This window comes from Syntrophorhabdaceae bacterium, assembly GCA_028698615.1.
Classification (GTDB): Bacteria; Desulfobacterota; Syntrophorhabdia; order Syntrophorhabdales; family Syntrophorhabdaceae; genus Delta-02.
On the sequence record JAQVWF010000004.1, the window covers coordinates 32,888 to 49,553 of the forward strand.

The following is a 16,666-nucleotide window of genomic DNA, read 5'->3' on the forward strand; positions in this document are numbered from 1 at the left end:
TTCGAAGACCTCCCTGGTCTTCCGGCGAAGGCCGAGAGCCCTGTACGTTATGTACAGCTTTATTCTGCCGTCTTGCATGGAGCTTGTCAAATCTTTCGCATAAGCGGCCTCGCCTTTTTGGGAGAGCTCCTCCTTCATCTCGTCAAGCATACGCATGCGAAGCCCGTAATCGACAGGCATCCTGTTGTCGGGGTCGACGAGTCTGAAATCCCATATCTCCGTTCCCTGGTAGAAATCGGGTATTCCAGGGGAACATATCTTGAGAAGGGTTTGCGCCGCCGAGTTATACATGCCGTAGAGGGACACCCGCTTTTGAAAAGGAATGAAATCATCGAGAAAAAGGTTTTCCCTGTTCCTGTCGAGAATGGTATCCACGAATACGGTGAGAGCCTCTTCATATATCCTGTCCGGGTTTATCCAGCTGGTGTTGACCTTTGCTTCCTTTACCGCCTTGACCATGTAGCCCTTGATCCGTTCCCTGTATGATTCGTGTTGCTCATCACTCACCGCGCCCAGGGGCCAGCTGCCGACAAGCGTTTGGTAGAGAAGGTACTCTTCGTTTCCGTCAGGTACGCGGCGGTTGTTGACGACGATCTTTTTTCTCCTGTTCAGCTTTGCCCAGAGGATGGAATGCTCCCTCCACTCCCCGGGTATCTCGGAAAGGACGTTTATACGCGCCCGGACATCCTCGCTGCGCTTTGTGTCATGAGTGGAGGATGTGATAAGGGCATAAGGCCAGCTCTTGATGCGCTCTATGTTCTGCCCGTGGAAGGTGTCCGGAGGGGTGCCGAACCTGTCCGGACTGCCGCCGACCTCATTGAGGGATACGAGGCGGTTATAGATGTAGAATGCCGTGTCCTCCACTCCCTTTGCCATGACGGGACCTGTTATCTGCTGGAACTTCATGGTGAAATCGAGGCGTGCCTGGCGCTCCTCGTCGTTCATGTCGGCAGAAAACTCAAGGAGAAGGACGCTTTTCATGAAGAGGAAGATCGATTCATTGAGGCCGGGATTTCTTCTGACAGCCCGGGAGACTGCAAGCTCGATATAATGGCGGTCCCTTTCTTTCACGTCGGGTCCGTTTATGTAGGTCCTGTATACGGGAAAGCAGGCAATGACCTCGATGATGGTCTTTATGAGACTGTTCAGGGTAAAATCGCGGGTCTGGCGGTTCATTTCAGTGATCCTGTTCAAACTATGACCCAGCGTGTTGATTTCGCTCGACATGGCGGCTTCCATGACCAGCTTCTTGTTCTGGTAGAGCACCTCATGGAAATCCATCCCTATCCGTGTGAACCGTCTGTAAAGGGCATCGAAGGCCTTCGCGTTCCGGCCGTCCACGAAGAGCCCGCTCAAGGAGTTCAGGAATACATAGCCCGTGGTACTGAACAGGGGCCATTCCTCGGGCATGATCTCGCCCCTCCCGAGTATCTTCTCCGCGACGATATAGAAAGGCTTGAAGTGCTTCTGCATCTTCAAGGCCTCCTCATAGCGTTTCGATATGGTCGATTCTATATAGGTTCTTCCGTAAGGGAGTTCGACGTTCTCCCTGACCTCTTCCACGTGTGATTTCATTGCTATGGCGAAGCATTGCCGCTGGAGGCGGTCGAAGTATTCCGAAGGGTCATAGAGACCGTCCGGGTGGTCCACCCTCAAACCGGTGACGCTTCCGGCTTCGATGAGCTCGAAGACAAAGCGATGCGTCTCCTCGAAGACCACGGGGTCTTCCACCCTGATGGCGGCGAGGCTGTTGATGTCAAAAAACCTCCTGTAGTTGATCTCTTCCGTTGCAACCTGCCAGTACGACAGCCGGTATATCTGTCTGGACAGCAGATCGTCAAGGAGGTCGAAACTCTTCTGGTCGCCCGCTGTACCGTTGAAAACTGCTATGTTCCTCTCCACGAAGGCACGTATGTCCGTATTGCTTCGATACATCTCGTTGAGCCTTTTCTTTATGATCTCTTTTTCCCGGATCCGCTCGGCCGCCATTTCCGGATCTGTCTCGAGATATGTGGGAAGTCTTCCCGTCGAAGCCACGATGCTGAGGAACTCGTCGAAACATGTCGTGCCGCGGATGCTCTCCTCGAGGTCCTCTATCTTCCAGGAAAGGATGTCAGAGTATGTTTCAGGAAGAAGAGGCAGCTTGCTGTCATAGACGCAGACAAAAAAGGAGCCTTCCTCGAACCTCAACTGGATCTGTTTGTTCTCAAGGGCGACCCCGTACTGGTCCCCGAGAAAGGGCAGAAGGATCTTGTTGCACAGTTCCTTCTTGACCGGGTCCCAGTCGATGTCAAAAAAACCGCTGCACGACGAAGCCAGCCCATTTTCCAGGAGGTCCATCCAGTATTGATTGTTGCTGTCGATGCACATGTGGTTGGGAACGATGTCAAGGATCTGTCCCATATCGTTATCCCGCAGTGTCTTTACGAAGAGATCGTAGTCCGCCGGGGTGCCGACCTCGGGATTTATCCTGGTGGGGTCTGTGATGTCATAACCGTGAAGACTGCCGGGATGGGCCGCAAGGTAGGGGGACGCGTAGAGGTCGGTGATGCCCAGTTCCTTGAGATAGGGGATTATCGCCGCGGCCGCGCTGAACCGGAAGCCGTGATTGAATTGGACCCTGTACGTCGAAAGAGGTATCCGCAGATTTCGGAAGACGGGTTTTTCCATAACTAGTTCCTCGGGTGTTCCATATATTGTTCTCTTCTGTATACGACGGCATTCAAGGGGCCGAGAGAAAACTGGGCCCCGGCCCTCGCTGAAATACGTGCCGGCGCCGTTTCGCCGCTTCCGCCCCACTGTGGTGAAAGCGTGTCGACGATCTTCAGCCATGAGCCTTCATGGAGAGGTGACGCAAGGGATGCCCCCCGTTCATTGAAATTGAAAAAGCAGGCGATATCGCCTGAGTCCAGAGACATCGTTACACAGACCGGTGCCCTGTCGTCCTGGTACTCGACGGCAGGCCATCCATCTGTTATCTCCCACATCCTGAGAGATCTCCGCAGTCCGCAGAGGTGCCTGTAGAACGCGAAGATGAGATCGTGGGGTTTTTTGAAGCGAAGCCCCCGGTCTGTTTTTGATCGAAGGAATGTCTCTTCCGCCTGGGGATCGGGAACCTCAGCGCCAGAGTGGAATCCGGCAAATTCTTCCGTCCTGCCTGTCCTCACGGCCTTGATGAGCTCATCGTCGCCGTGGCTGACGAAATACTGGAAGGGGGCCGTTTCCCCGTATTCCTCTCCCATGAAAAGAAGGGGGATGGTCGGCGACATGAGAACGGCGGTGGCTGCCATCCTCAACCTGTCGGGGTCTACGAGACTGCCGAGGCGTTCGCCACCCGGCCTGTTGCCCACCTGGTCGTGGTTCTGCGAGAATACGACAAATTGCCTGGCAGGCCTGTGCCGGGACGGGCTGCCATGCGTTCTCCCGCGATAGCGCGAGAACTGTCCCGTGTATACGTAGCCTTCGCGGAAGCTCTTCGCCATGCCTCCAATGGTGCCGAAATCAAGATAATAACCTCTCCGCTCTCCCGTCAAAAGGGCATGGAGGGCATGGTGGAAGTCATCATTCCATTGGGCATCAAAGCCGATACCTCCGCTTTCCCGCGGTGTTACCACGCGGATGTCGTTGAGGTCGCTCTCGGCGATGAGATAGGCCTTCGGCTCGCCGGTGATTGCCGATGCCACGGTTTCGACCAGTTCCTGGAGGAAGGTCCTGGCGCTGAGATCGAATATGCCGTGGATGGCGTCAAGCCGAAGGGCGTCCACGTGGTAATCCGTGAACCACTCAAGGGCGTTCTCGATGAAATAATGGCGCACTTCATCGCTCAGCGCCCCGTCGAAATTCATGGCATCGCCCCATGGTGTCCGGTAGCGGTCCGTGAAATAGGGACCGAACCGGGTGAGATAATTGCCTTCCGGCCCGAGATGGTTATAGACCACGTCGAGGATAACTGCAAGGCCGTGATCGTGACAGGCGTTTACGAGGCCCTTAAGCCCTGATGGCCCGCCATAGGTGTTTTGAGGCGCGAAGGGAAAGGTGCCGTCATAACCCCAGTTCCTGCTGCCGGGAAACTGGCTGACGGGCATGAGTTCGACGGCGTTGACGCCCAATTCCTTGAAGTGATCGAGACAGCCCGCGACGGCCTCAAAGGTTCCCTCGTACGTGAAGGTCCCCACATGGAGTTCGTATATGATGTACTCCTCGATGGGAAGGCCCCGCCAGCCGTTGTCATCCCAGGAAAAAGAAGAATGATCGACGATACGCGACGGGCCATGCACCCCCTCGGGCTGTGACCGGGATGCCGGATCGGGCAAGCGATGGTCCCCATCGACGATATATCGGTAAAGATCACCGTCTCCGGCCGCATCCATCCTGCCCTGGAAATAACCCCGGCGTGTCGGAAGCAGGGTTGCCCTGCGGCTGCCGGAACCCGTTCCGATCTCGACGGATACCGTCCTGGCAAAGGGTGCCCATACCCGGAACGTTGTGGATCCGTCCCCCGCGGGAAATGCCCCGATGCGCATTCCCGCACCGCTGTCGTTGAGCCGTCTCATATTTGACCAGTATAGCGGAACATCATGGCATGCAAGTTGCGGTCTCCCCTCTCCCTACAGTTCTACCAGGCTATTGGTCTTTGCAGAGAGCGTGTACCACACGGCCAGGTAATCGCGGATCTGGCGCGTGATGAGAAAATTCTGACGCACGTATTCACGGGCCTGCTCTCCCATCCGCTGTGCCATCTCGACGTTGTTGAGGAGCTGACGTATCCTGAAGGCCGTTCCTTCGATCGAATGGACGAGAAAACCCGTGACCCCATGGGTGATCTGAAGCGGTATGCCGCCCACCGCTCCCCCGATGACGGGCTTGCCTTTCCACATGCCTTCCGCCACGGTAAGACCGAAGCCTTCCTTGAGCGACTTTTGAAGTATGACCGTGGCCATTCGCTGCAGGGCGTTGATATCCTTGTCGCTGAAAGGAGGCAGCAGAAGGATGCGGATATCAGGATCATCAGAGGCAAACTGCCGGACCTCGCGCAGTACTTCGGCGCCTTCGGGGTCATCCGCGGCCGGGCTTCCCGCCAGGACCAGGATACAGTCGTTATATTTCTTTACGGCCCTGTAAGCCATGATGACACCGGTGGGATCCTTGAACCTGTCAAAACGGGAAACCTGAAGGATGATCGGCCTGTCCGTGGGAATGCCGAGACGCTCCGCCGTTTCGGCGATCTCTTCATCGGTGAGCTCCCGGTTTTTTTCGGCAAGCGGGTCGATTGAAGGAGGAATGATGAATTCGTTGATGCCCAGTGCGCCGGCAAAACGGGAAACGGAATAGATGGCAGCGTCGAATTTCCTCGCATATTCGCCAATATGGCCAAAGACGTCTTTCTGCGGATTTGAGACGTCGATGTGGCAGCGCCAGATCCAGACGCCTTCCTTGCGGAAAGTGGCGAGGGGGATGGGCTGGGGATCATGTATCAGCACCGCGTCGGCATTGAGGTCCAGGCTCAGGGCGTTCTTTTCGTTGACCTCAAAATGATGTTCCCACATCTGTTTGTCGATGAATTCCGTATATCCCTGAAGGGAGTTGTGCACTTTCTTCGTCATGTCGAAGAACTTTTCGTCACCTGTAATGATGTCCCACCGGGCGTTGATCCCGAGACTCAACATGATGGGGATCATTCTCTGCAGTATCTCGGCGACGCCGCCGCCTTCACGGGTGGAATTGATATGGAGAAAGGTCTTCCCCGCAAGATGGTCCGCCAGCTTCCGAAGAAGAAGGAGGTCCCCTCTCGGCGCGATGCCGGCATATGATTCTAGCATGGCCTCACCCCCGTCTTTTCCATATCGGAGCTCACTTCCTCCATGATGATCCCCGAAATGTGCGTCCTTATCTCTTCCGCATTATGCATGAAGGGGTCGATGGCCCGTATCTTTGCCGCCAGTTCTTTCTTGCCGAGCACCTCGTCGACCCATCGGGAGAAGTCGTCTGTCCCCCCGGGAACACGTATGCGGGCCTCGTGAAAATGATAGTAGATACAGCCGCTGTCCACAAATTTCATGGCAAGGAAGAACTCCGCGAGATTGTTGGCGCAGACGCCGACAGGAAAGACGAAGGTGACGGTCTCATTGAAGAAGAACTCGTCTCCGGGAAGGGCATAGCGCGGCTCCGGGAACACTTCCAGATAGGAATCGATGACGGCGACAAGCGCTGCACGAAGGTCAGCTATTGTTTCGCACGAGTAGGGATCGATATTGGACAACTGCTCGGCCAACGCCCGCTCCTCAAGGCTTTCGCCGGCCCACTGGGCGAAATCGTTGGTGTACTCGAGAATATGTTCCTTCAGGAAATACTGGTACGTGTGATGAAATAACGAATCATTGCTCACCGTCTCGATTATCTCCCGCAATTCCTTCAGATTTGCGGCCTTGTTGCCCGTCGATTTTATGATGGTTATGCACTGTCTGAAAGCGAAAGGGCTTTCCAATTGTTCGAGACCTTCCATTGTTGTACCTCGCTGAATGAAGCCGGTCCTTTGGAACCGGTCCCTGTTCCCTGTTTCACGACCCTATCTTTTCGGCACCCCGGCAATAGTCTCCGGCTCCTTCCCCGCCGCCTTCTGTTTCTTTGACATGCGCAGGAAAAGCGATACGAGGATGCCTATGGCTACTCCGGATATGGCGGAAAGGAAGATGACTATGGCGAGGGATGCCTGAAAGGTCCACACAAGGAATGAGACGGTAACGGGCTGTGAATTCTGGGTGGACAATACGGCCACGAGAATGACGATACAGACGATAAGAACAAGAAAACGCATCCTTCCTCCCTGCCGGCGCTTATTCAAACCGGTCCCGTGCTCTTTACGAGCGATTATCCTCCTCGACTGCCTCCTGGATCCTGTCGAGCATGTCAGGCAATGCCGCCGTCACCCTGTCCCAGCTTGAAATGAGGGGAACGCCCATGGGGTCCTTCGTAATGACATCCGCGGCCCTTTTTATTCCCCTCGTGAAGGTTTCCACGGAAAGACTCTCTTCGTGACGGTCGAAACGCAGGCTGTTTATCGAGGCATCATCCTCATATCGCTTCAGCATGTCCTGGGCGGTGCGTGTGTAGGTGGCGAAGAGCGTCTTGAAGAACCCGTCGGAAAAGACTATCCCCTCGGAGGCAAGTGTCCGGAATATGGACTTGCAGATGTCCACGCACATCTTGTTGAGGCCCTTGGAGGCGTCTTCGGGGGAAAGCTCCTGGTGTTTGTGTTCGTAGTTCTCGGATATATCGACCTGGCAGACGCGGTTTATCGAGGTGTTCTTGTACACCTCCGCCAGCGTGCCGACCTCAAGGCCCCAGTCGCCGGGGATCTTGTTGATGCGGGCAAGATTGACGTCCATGGAAAACTCGCCCGCAAGGATGTACCGGAAACTGTCGAAGAAAACGAGGAGGGGATGATAACCGATGATCTTTTGAAGCGCCCTTATGAGAGGGGTCACCAGCAGCCGGGTGACCCTGCCATGCATCTTGTCCGTTACCCTCGTGTAGAAACCCTTACAGAAATCGTAATCAAGACTGGGGTTTGTGACGGGATAGCAGAGCCTTGCCAGCATATCACGCGTGTACGTCAGGATGTCGCAATCATGGAGCGCGATGGCGCTGAACTCCCGCCGCGCCAGCACGTAGCCGTAAGCCATCCATACAGAGCGCCCCTTGCCTTCGAGGCCCGTGGGGAGATCCTCTGCCTCGATGGCGCGGTACAATTTCTTCATCCTTTTTCCGTTGTTCCATATGACGCATATCTTCTGGGGAAGGGTGGAGAAGAACCGCCGTGCGTTGTTGAACTCGCTGTCCGATGCAGGGCCCAGGGTTACGACGATCTCCTTGATATAATTCACCTTCTTGAGCTCTTCGACGATTCTGGTGAGCGCGGGGCCGGAAAGCTCGCTGTACAGCGAGGGAAGGACAAGGGCTATCGGTCTGTCGTGGGCGAACCTCGCGAGCCTTGACTCCATCTCTTCCAGATTGTTCTTTCCCAATCTGTGCAGCGTGGCTACGGCGCCGGTCTGGTAAAAATCGGACATACGCGCCTCCTTGATATAGTCTAGCACTCTAGCCGAGTAGCAAAGCAAAATATGTAAACTGTTTTACGCTTCCCTTGGGCCATGCAACGATAGCATAATATATATATGATACCACACCGTGTCGACAAAGGATACAGCGGTATGCGCCCGGGAAGACCGGGGAAGGGTGTCCGGGCCGTTGTTTTCACGGATCTCGATGGAACGCTCCTCGACGCGCGGACCTATTCCTTTGAGGCGGCTTTGCCCGCACTCGAAAACCTGAGGGACCGGCATATACCCCTTGTCGTCTGTTCGAGCAAAACAAGGGCCGAGATCGAGCACTACCGGGTAATGCTGGGAAACGGAGATCCTTTTATCTCCGAGAACGGCGGAGCGGTTTTCGTGCCCAGAGGGTATTTTTCGGGAAATGCGGGATCATGGGTCAACCCCGAGGAAGATGAAGGACATTCCCATTTTGTCCTGAGGCTTGGCGCCAGGTACGAGGAGCTTCGCAGAGCGATCGGGGAACTTCGCGAAGAAGGATTTGACGTTCGCGGGTTCGGCGACATGACCGCTCGGGAAATAGCCGCGGCAACGGGCCTTTCCTTGAACGAGGCGGTCATGGCGGCGGAGCGGGAATTCGATGAACCTTTTCTTTTCAGTGGTGACGAGGCAGCACGCGAAAGCCTGGTACGCTGTGTCACGGGTAAGGGTTTCAATATCACCCGGGGTCTTTTCTATCACTTAATGGGGGAAAGCGACAAGGGAAGGGCCGTTTCCATTCTTATCGAAATGTTCCGGAAGGAATATGGCCAGATCCTGACCGTGGCGCTGGGGGACAGTCCCAACGACCTGCCCATGCTCCAATGCGTTGAACACCCCGTTATCGTGGAAAAGCACGGGGGCGGTTACGATCCGGTCCTTGCCGGGCAGAATTTCAGGCGGGCGCAAGGCGCGGGACCTGAGGGCTGGAACGGGGCGGTGATGGATATCCTCGCCAAAAATGACCAATAACCATTTCGTTTCTCTCACTTCGCAAAAAACAGAACGATCCGGGGAAAGGCCAGTATGAGGGCAAGCGTGAAGAGGTTGCAGGCGATGAACGGTACGGCTGCCCTGTAAATGTCCATCATGGTGATATCTTCGGAAGTGATGCCCTTCATGACAAAAAGGAGGAGGCCGAAGGGCGGGGATGTGAAGGCGATGTCGAGGGCAATGAGCATCATGATCCCGAACCAGAGGGGGTCGATGTTTGCCTGATAGACGATGGGCATGAAAAGAGGCACCGTGATCATCATCATGGCTATCTGGTCCATGAAACAGCCGAGCACGAGCAGTACCGACAGCATGATCATAATGAGAAGGATATCGGGCAGGTTGAGCGAAACAATGGAGGCGATCAAACCCGCTCCGGCGCCGCTGAAGGAGATTATCTGACTGTATCCGACGGAGCCTGCTATTATGAGGAAGATCATGGAGCTTGTCTTCAGAGTGGCTGCCAGCGCTTCGGAGAATATCGCAAGGGTGAGTTTCCTGTAGGACATTGAAAGTATCAGAGCCCCGGCGCAGCCAAGGGATGCCGCCTCGGTGGGCGTGGCGATTCCCATGTATATCGGGCCCAGAACGAGGGCAATGACGGAGCTCAGGGGCATTACATAAACGAGCAACTCCTTCAGAATACTCACGGTGTCCAATCTTCGAACCTCGTAATCCGGAGCTATGGAGCGATCGAGGAGCGTCCTCCCTATGATGTAGACCGCATAAAGGAAGGCCATGATGAGTCCGGGAAGTATGCCCCCCATCAGTATCCCCGATATGGATATGTGGGCCACGGAACCGAGAACGACGGCAAGGGCGCTTGGCGGGATCATCATGGCAAGCCCTCCCGTCCCGATTATGGGGCCGATCATCAGCGGTTTGCCGTAGCCCCTCCTGCGCATTTCCGGCATGAGGGACGACCCCAGAAGGGCCGTATTGCTGATGGCGGAACCCGTGAGACCTGAAAAGAACGTGGAAGCGGCCACGGCCAGAATGCCGAGCCTTCCGGGAATCTTACCGAAGAACTTATCGAATATATTCAGGACATTGCGCGCTATGCCGCATTTGAAGAGGATCTCCCCCATGAATATGAACAGGGGAATGGGGGTAAGGGTGAAGTTGGCGAGGGAACTGTACATGTTGAGGACAAGCTGCTTGACGCCTTCCGTTCCCCCCATGAAGAAGTAGGCTCCGACGAGATTGATGAGGAGAAAGGCGAAAGCTACCGGGAAACCTGTCAGGACCAGTGCCATGAAACCGCCGAAGAAGACAAGAAGTATGACCCACCATTCCACGTCAGCCTCCGCCCCGTATATCATCGACGAGCTTCACGAAGAATTCGATGGCGACGAGGAACATACCGATGGATATGGGCGCAATGACGATCCATTTCGGCACTTCCAGCGACTTGATGACGGGTGTTCCGAGAAGGAACTGTTCGGCGGCCACTATGGCCGCGAACAGGGACAGCGCCGCAGCCACGATGATGCCGAGGATATCCGTCACGATCCTGAATACCCGTTTGCCTCCGGGGCCGAAGCGGTCCACCGCGATGTCAAGCGTGACGTGGCCTTTCTTTCTCAAGACCCAGGCTGCGCTGAGAAAGGCAAGGTATATCTGAAGGTATTCCGAGATCTCGACGGTCCACCTGAGAGGTCTGTGAAAGAAATACCGGGCGATGACCTCGCAGCATATCGATAGAGCGATGAAGGCTATGCATGCGGCGGATAATGCGGCAGTGGCGTCGAGTGTCCTGGAAAGGAAACGGCCCACGATCATTGCCCCATCAATTTCTTTAGGCGCCCCCCGATCACGGGACTTTTCGCAAGGACCTTTTCCCATCCCGCCCGGTAGGCCGTGTCGAGATAGAATTCCCTTTCCCTGTCCTGGAACTCTACTACTTTTACACCCCGGGAAAGGAGAAGCTGTCTTTCCTGCTGGGCCAGTTTCCGTGAAAGGTCGTAGGTTTCCCGTTCCGCTCTTTCAACAGTTCTTGCCATAAGCTTCCTTTCGTCGGCAGGGAGATTTTCCCATGCCCTTTTGTTCATGAGCACACAGACATCGGTCTGGTAAAAACCGGGATCAATGACATAATTCACCACTTCTGCCCACCCCATCTCGTGGACGCCGATGGACGGCCAGCCGAAGCCGTCCACAATGGCCCTTTCGAGGGCGACGTAGACCTCCCCCGGGGCCGTTGTGACGCCAACTCCGCCGAGAGCTCTGACGAAGGGTTCGTAAATAGGCGTCACCCTAAGCTTGAGCCCCTTCAGATCAGGTTCCTTCAGCGGTTTTCTCAGGTACAAATGATATCTGATCCCACCGGCGATCTTCCCGAGATAGATAACGTTAAGATGCCTCTCCATGCGTTCCCTGTAAAATCCGAATATTCCCCTTTTTCGCTCTTCCATGGGAGAATAAGGGGAAAGCTTCATGGCATCGGCTTCGGGCATCTGGGCGACGAAGTAGGCTGCGGGCAGAAGGGCAATATCCACAACACCCTTTCGCACCGCCTCTATCTGCTCAAAGGGCGGTATCGCCTCAGGACCGCCCACAAAGAGGAAACGGATGTCTTTTCTGGTCTCGCGCTGCACGGCGTCGGTAAAGACATGGAATTGTCTCACCCATACGCTGTTCGTCGCAGCAAAGGTGATTGTTTTCAAATCCGCGCAGTAAGCTGGCAGGCGAAGGACGAGACAGGCCGCCATGAGGGTAAGGCAACAGATGATGGCACGAAATGTCAAACCTGTTCTTTTCATTTCGACCGGGCGAAGGACTCAAGCCTGACCCGGTCGATGATCGTGTATTTCAGGCGCGCCTTTGTGATGAGCTTCAGCCTGTCCAGGTAGTTGAGAACATTCGTTACCGTAACCCGTGAAAGCCCCGTGATGTTCGCGAGATCTTCATGGGTGATCCGCTTTTTTATGAGGATGCCGCCGGCCGTGGGCTCCCCAACCTCATGCATCAGCTTCAAAAGAATGCTGGCAACGCGCTTTTGCGCGTCCAGGAACGAAAGGCCCTCAACCTGCAGTCCGAGGAGTCGGAGTTTTCTTATTATGGAGGTGATGATGAGAAGTGAAACGTCGGGATGGGCCCTGAGAAGCGCCTCTGCATCATCGATATCGAACACATGGATATCGGATTCGTCCATGGCTGTCGCCGTGGCGAAATAGGGGTAGCGATCGAAGGCCGCGCTCTCGCCGAAAAAGGTGTTATTCTCCTGGATGGCAAGTATCTTTTCGGAACCGTTCTCCTTGAATATGCTCACCTTGACCTTCCCTTCCCTTACAAAGTAGAAGCTGGTGCTTTCCTCCCCCTGCATGTATATGATCTGGCCGGGGCTGTAATGCTTGATGTGGCCGATGCCAAGGAGGGTGTCCAGTTCATCCGTAAACTTGCCTACGTTATCCGTGACATAAGGCGAATCGGAAAGATAGGGGGGCGATGCTTCGTTGGGATTGGTTTTTATTCTCATCCTATAAAAACTAGCACGAATGTAGCCTGTTTTACAGAAAAATGACAGGAACCCATATAAAATAATACTTCTTGAATGGTCGTAAGTGGTTGGTAAATAAAGAACCGCAGACCACAACGGCATGGGGCGATTGAAGGCAAGAAGCCTTCTGGGCCTCCCTGATGGTGATAGAATGCAGGGTAGCTGGCTTGCCTGCTGAGTGCCGGGGGAGATTATCCGGATCTCCCCCGGTTTTTTTACGCTGTGCAGGTTTGAGACATCGATGCCTTTTCCATCTTGACATCAGGAACAGGTTTGTATTATAAAAGACAACACGCGGGAATAACTCAGCGGTAGAGTGCAACCTTGCCAAGGTTGAAGTCGCGGGTTCAAATCCCGTTTCCCGCTCCATAACTACCGAAGCGGGTGAAAACGCCCGCTGATAACATCTCACGAGTTGCCGACGCGGCTCGCCCGGTCCTTGAATTAATGGCGGCATAGCCAAGTGGTAAGGCGACGGTCTGCAAAACCGTTATTCTCCGGTTCAAATCCGGATGCCGCCTCCAATCTAACCCCAGTTTCAAGTCTAATGTTTCAGACCAAAGACGAATCCTGCAAGAATGGCTTCTTTTTCTAGCTGATGGGAAAGTTGAGGGATATTCGGCGCGTATCTCCCTGGAACCTGAAACGTGGAACCTGAAACTGTCTTCTCGCTAGTCCAGTATAAAATCCCATGCCGTTTCATTGATCCAGATGCTGTAATAGCCTCTGCCAAGCAATCCCTTGGGCTTTATTATGTACATATCCGTTCCCTGGGGTTTGACGTCGATCTCGACATTCTTGCCGAAGGCGAAGCGCGCTTTGCCCAGGACCGACGGCTGAAGTGCGCCCATGGGGTTCACAGTGAGCACGTTGAGGTCGTGCTTGCCGTAGAGGACAAAATACTGGAAATCCTTGAGGGGGAAGTGGGCCGGATTGTTGGATTCCACGAAAAGGACATCGCCCTCATCAAAGACGATGTTCGGCAGAAGCCTGATGAGGCCCTTGCTCGTCTTGATGTAGGCCCCGTAGTCCTTCGGTGTCGTGACCTTTTGGTTTTTCGCGTGGACCGCCGTGACGAAAGCGGCGAAGAGAATAAGGCACAGTACGGCTATGCATGTTACCCTGGTTTTTGTCATTGTTTTCTCCATCTGTTTTTCTCCCGGCAGTCGCCGATAGTTCATGCTATTGTGACCAGGACCTTGCGTTCTCTCGGCCCGTCAAATTCCATGAGGAAAATACCCTGCCACGTTCCCAGTGAGGGCATGTCCCCCGACAGGGGAACGCTCACCGACGCGCCGACGAGGAGGGCCTTTATGTGAGCATCGGAGTTTCCTTCCCTGTGTCTGTACGAATGGCCGGCAGGCGCCAGCCTCTCCAGGGCATCTATTATATCGCGCATGACATCGGGGTCGGCGTCTTCATTGATAGTGATGCCGCATGTCGTGTGGGGCGTGTAAACATGGAGGATATTCCCGGGTTGCCCCTTTATGGCGTTCACGACCTGGCCGGTTATGTTCAAAGCCTCCACCCTTCTCGATGTTCTGACGTAGAATTCCGTCACGAAATGGCTACTTTCCCTGTTTGTTCCTGTAATCTTCGACGGCTGCCCGAAGAGCCGCTTCCGCCATTACGGAACAATGCTGTTTAGCCTCGGGGAGACCGCCAAGCTCTCGAGCGACGATCTCGTTGGTAAGCTTGAGCGCCTCATCAATGGTTTTTCCCTTTATAAGTTCCGTCGTCATGCTGCTCGATGCGATGGCGGCCGCGCAACCGAAGGTCTTGAACTTGGCATCGACGATACGGTCGCCCTCTATCCTGAGAAAGATCTTCGTCACGTCACCGCACGTCGGGTTGCCGACCTGTGCTATGCCATCGGCCCCCTCCATCTCGCCCATGTTCCTGGGGTGTTCGAAGTGGTCGATCACTGTATCGCTGTATGGACCCTGGGACATCTTTGCCTCCTGACGGGAAATCGTATAGGTGAAATATAGCATAAACGGGAAATCTTTTGTAACATCATTTTGCTTGACGGTTTTGAGACGAATTTGTTAGAAACTAGCATTAAAATTCAGGAGATTGACAATGCAGAAACGGTATTTGCTTGCTCCGGGCCCGACCCAGATCCCGCCGGAGGTTTTGCTCAAAATGGCGGAACCCATGGTTCATCACCGCAACCCCATGTTCGAGATAGTGGTGGAAGAGGTCAGGGAAAACCTGAAGCATCTTTTCGGCACCGGGAACGAGGTGCTCATCTTCTCTTCATCGGGTACCGGTGCGATGGAGGGGGCCGTTACGAACATGCTTTCTCCAGGCGACAGGGCCATAGTGGTCCGCAGCGGCAAATTCGGCGAACGATGGGCCGAGATCTGCAAGGCCTACGGCGTGGACTGTGCTAATATCGACCTTCCCTGGGGGGATGCCCTCGACCCCGCAGTGATCGAGAGGGCTCTCAAGGAGAACCCAGAGGTTAAGGCCGTCTATATGCAGGCCACGGAGACATCCACGGGGACCGTTTTCCCTGTGAAGGAGGTCGCCGCCATTGTCAGGGATTATCCCGGCACGCTGATGGTTGTCGACGGTATAACCGGGGTGGGTGTTCTCCCTCTGCCCATGGACGAATGGGGCATCGATATCCTGATAGGGGGTTCCCAGAAGGCCCTCATGCTTCCGCCGGGACTGGCATTTGCCGGGGTCAGTGCCAAGGCATGGGAGTTCAATAAGGTATCCAGGATACCCAGATTCTATTTTAATTGGGCGAAGGAAAGGGAGAACCTGAAAAAGAACCAGACCAACTTTACCCCCGCCATCTCACTGATCGTGGGCCTGAGGGAGTCCCTCAGGATACTCAGGGAAGAAGGGCTGGAGAACGTCTATCACAGGAGCGAGATGCTGGCAAGGGCGACCCGGGAAGGCGCGAGGGCCATCGGCCTCGAGATCTTCTCGAAGAATCCCTCTCCCGCCGTCACGGCCATCTGCGCCCCGGAAGGCATCGACGGTCAGGCGATATACAAGACCCTATGGAAGAAATACGGCGTCACCGGCGCCGGCGGACAGGACCAGCTGAAGGGCAGGGTATTCCGGTTGGCGACTCTCGGCTATGCCGACAAGTATGACGTTATAACGGCCGTCGCGGCCATCGAGTTCGCCTTGAGAGATCTCGGCTATTCTTTCCCGATGGGCGCCGGAGTGGCCGCCGCGACGGATTGCCTCAAAGACCTGTAACGGATGATGAGCGCAGCGATCCAGGGACAGGCGGGCTTCCCGGTTGTGTGATCCTATGATACGTGCCGCTATATTCGATTTTGACGGCACCCTGACCCCTCTTACCCTTGATTTTTCTGTTCTGAGAGCAAAGGTCGAAGAGGCGGCCAGGGAATACGTCGACGAATCCGTCGTCGCCTCCCAGGCGAACGAGTACATCCTCGAGATGATCCATGCCATAGGGGATACACTCGGCGAGGAGGGTTCCGACTTCCGTCAAAGGGCATTTCGCGAACTGCGCCTCCTCGAGATCGACGCCGCCCGGGGAAAATCCCTCTATCCCTACTCGAAGGATACCCTCGCCCGACTGAGGTTAAAAGGCATAAAAGTCGGGATAATAACCCGGACCTGCATCGAGGTGATCGAGACCATATTCCCTGATCTCGATCACCATGTCGATATCGTGGTGACCCGCGACGATACGCGCTACGTCAAGCCCAACCCGGAGCATGTGCGCCTGGCCCTTGCGGGCCTTCATAGCGCGCCGGGTGAGGCGATCCTCGCCGGAGATCATCCGACGGACATAGAGGCCGGCAGGGCCTTCGGCACCCTGACGGCAGGCGTCCTCACCGGCAGGACCTCCCGTGCGCAGTTTACGAATGCCGGGGCGGATTACGTTTTTGACGACATAAGGGGAATAGTGGGCCTGATAACCGATGGGTAACAGGCAAGACACCTTTCCCGTCCGGCAAACAGCGATGGATATCGGGTAAACCAGTTCGTTTTCATGATCAAGGATACGTCCGCGGCGGCGAGCGGAATTCGGCGGCTGCCTGCCTTCGCGGAAAATTAGTCATGGAAATTGGCCCCTGTCGGTGATATA

General features: G+C 55.1%; 16 protein-coding genes and 2 tRNA genes. 5 read left to right on the top strand and 13 right to left on the bottom strand.

Features of this window, described 5'->3' with window-relative positions:
• The 6 genes from treY to PHC90_02695 all read right to left on the bottom strand — a co-directional run.
• The coding region (treY, locus tag PHC90_02670) for a malto-oligosyltrehalose synthase (GenBank protein MDD3845248.1) at window positions 1-2,670 on the bottom strand (2,670 nt) is incomplete at its 3' end.
• Window positions 2,671-2,672: 2 nt separating this feature from the next.
• Window positions 2,673-4,553, bottom strand: coding sequence for a malto-oligosyltrehalose trehalohydrolase (treZ, locus tag PHC90_02675; protein MDD3845249.1), 1,881 nt, complete (start codon window positions 4,551-4,553; stop codon window positions 2,673-2,675).
• 54 nt (window positions 4,554-4,607) lie between these two features.
• Window positions 4,608-5,819: a glycosyltransferase gene (locus tag PHC90_02680; GenBank protein MDD3845250.1), complete on the bottom strand. Its 1,212-nt coding sequence runs from the start codon at window positions 5,817-5,819 to the stop codon at window positions 4,608-4,610.
• Window positions 5,813-6,502 carry a DUF5752 family protein gene (locus tag PHC90_02685; protein MDD3845251.1) on the bottom strand — a complete coding sequence of 230 codons (690 nt, stop codon included), beginning with the start codon at window positions 6,500-6,502 and terminating at the stop codon, window positions 5,813-5,815. The genes PHC90_02680 and PHC90_02685 overlap by 7 nt, the downstream gene beginning before the upstream one ends.
• 63 nt (window positions 6,503-6,565) lie before the next feature.
• Window positions 6,566-6,814 (bottom strand): LapA family protein, encoded by a 249-nt coding sequence (locus tag PHC90_02690; GenBank protein MDD3845252.1) that lies wholly within the window; start codon window positions 6,812-6,814, stop codon window positions 6,566-6,568.
• Window positions 6,815-6,857: 43 nt separating this feature from the next.
• Window positions 6,858-8,069: a hypothetical protein gene (locus tag PHC90_02695; GenBank protein MDD3845253.1), complete on the bottom strand. Its 1,212-nt coding sequence runs from the start codon at window positions 8,067-8,069 to the stop codon at window positions 6,858-6,860.
• 105 nt (window positions 8,070-8,174) lie between these two features.
• Here PHC90_02695 and PHC90_02700 point away from each other — a divergent pair, with 105 nt between their 5' ends.
• Window positions 8,175-9,062, top strand: coding sequence for an HAD-IIB family hydrolase (locus tag PHC90_02700; GenBank protein ID MDD3845254.1), 888 nt, complete (start codon window positions 8,175-8,177; stop codon window positions 9,060-9,062).
• Between the two features lie 14 nt (window positions 9,063-9,076).
• Here PHC90_02700 and PHC90_02705 read toward each other — a convergent pair whose 3' ends face one another.
• The 4 genes from PHC90_02705 to PHC90_02720 are packed head-to-tail and all read right to left on the bottom strand — an operon-like array spanning window position 9,077 to window position 12,561.
• Complete coding sequence (locus PHC90_02705) at window positions 9,077-10,381, bottom strand: TRAP transporter large permease subunit (protein ID MDD3845255.1); 1,305 nt, start codon at window positions 10,379-10,381, stop codon at window positions 9,077-9,079.
• A gap of 1 nt (window position 10,382) precedes the next feature.
• Window positions 10,383-10,865, bottom strand: a complete 483-nt coding sequence (locus PHC90_02710; protein ID MDD3845256.1) for a TRAP transporter small permease — start codon at window positions 10,863-10,865, stop codon at window positions 10,383-10,385.
• On the bottom strand, window positions 10,862-11,845 hold the full coding sequence (gene dctP, locus PHC90_02715; protein ID MDD3845257.1) for a TRAP transporter substrate-binding protein DctP: 984 nt from the start codon (window positions 11,843-11,845) through the stop codon (window positions 10,862-10,864). Before dctP ends, PHC90_02710 begins: the two co-directional genes overlap by 4 nt.
• The gene (locus PHC90_02720; protein MDD3845258.1) at window positions 11,842-12,561 is read right to left on the bottom strand and encodes a Crp/Fnr family transcriptional regulator; all 720 of its coding nucleotides are present in this window, start codon (window positions 12,559-12,561) and stop codon (window positions 11,842-11,844) included. The genes dctP and PHC90_02720 overlap by 4 nt, the downstream gene beginning before the upstream one ends.
• Window positions 12,562-12,876: 315 nt before the next feature.
• On the opposite strand from PHC90_02720, the gene PHC90_02725 reads away from it, so the two are divergent.
• Window positions 12,877-12,951, top strand: a tRNA-Gly gene (locus PHC90_02725).
• 80 nt (window positions 12,952-13,031) lie between these two features.
• A tRNA-Cys gene (locus tag PHC90_02730) sits at window positions 13,032-13,106 on the top strand.
• A 147-nt stretch (window positions 13,107-13,253) separates the two neighbouring features.
• On the opposite strand, the gene PHC90_02735 is transcribed toward PHC90_02730, so the two are convergent.
• From PHC90_02735 to PHC90_02745, 3 genes are read right to left on the bottom strand one after another with little or no spacing between them, the layout of a single operon-like run.
• Window positions 13,254-13,718: a hypothetical protein gene (locus tag PHC90_02735; GenBank protein ID MDD3845259.1), complete on the bottom strand. Its 465-nt coding sequence runs from the start codon at window positions 13,716-13,718 to the stop codon at window positions 13,254-13,256.
• 41 nt (window positions 13,719-13,759) lie between these two features.
• The gene (locus PHC90_02740) at window positions 13,760-14,143 is read right to left on the bottom strand and encodes a secondary thiamine-phosphate synthase enzyme YjbQ (protein MDD3845260.1); all 384 of its coding nucleotides are present in this window, start codon (window positions 14,141-14,143) and stop codon (window positions 13,760-13,762) included.
• A 7-nt stretch (window positions 14,144-14,150) separates the two neighbouring features.
• Window positions 14,151-14,534, bottom strand: a complete 384-nt coding sequence (locus PHC90_02745; GenBank protein MDD3845261.1) for an iron-sulfur cluster assembly scaffold protein — start codon at window positions 14,532-14,534, stop codon at window positions 14,151-14,153.
• A gap of 130 nt (window positions 14,535-14,664) precedes the next feature.
• On the opposite strand from PHC90_02745, the gene PHC90_02750 reads away from it, so the two are divergent.
• Together PHC90_02750 and PHC90_02755 are read left to right on the top strand one after the other, a co-directional pair.
• Complete coding sequence (locus PHC90_02750) at window positions 14,665-15,804, top strand: alanine--glyoxylate aminotransferase family protein (GenBank protein MDD3845262.1); 1,140 nt, start codon at window positions 14,665-14,667, stop codon at window positions 15,802-15,804.
• Window positions 15,805-15,859: 55 nt separating this feature from the next.
• On the top strand, window positions 15,860-16,507 hold the full coding sequence (locus tag PHC90_02755; GenBank protein MDD3845263.1) for an HAD family hydrolase: 648 nt from the start codon (window positions 15,860-15,862) through the stop codon (window positions 16,505-16,507).
• Window positions 16,508-16,666: the final 159 nt, after the last annotated feature.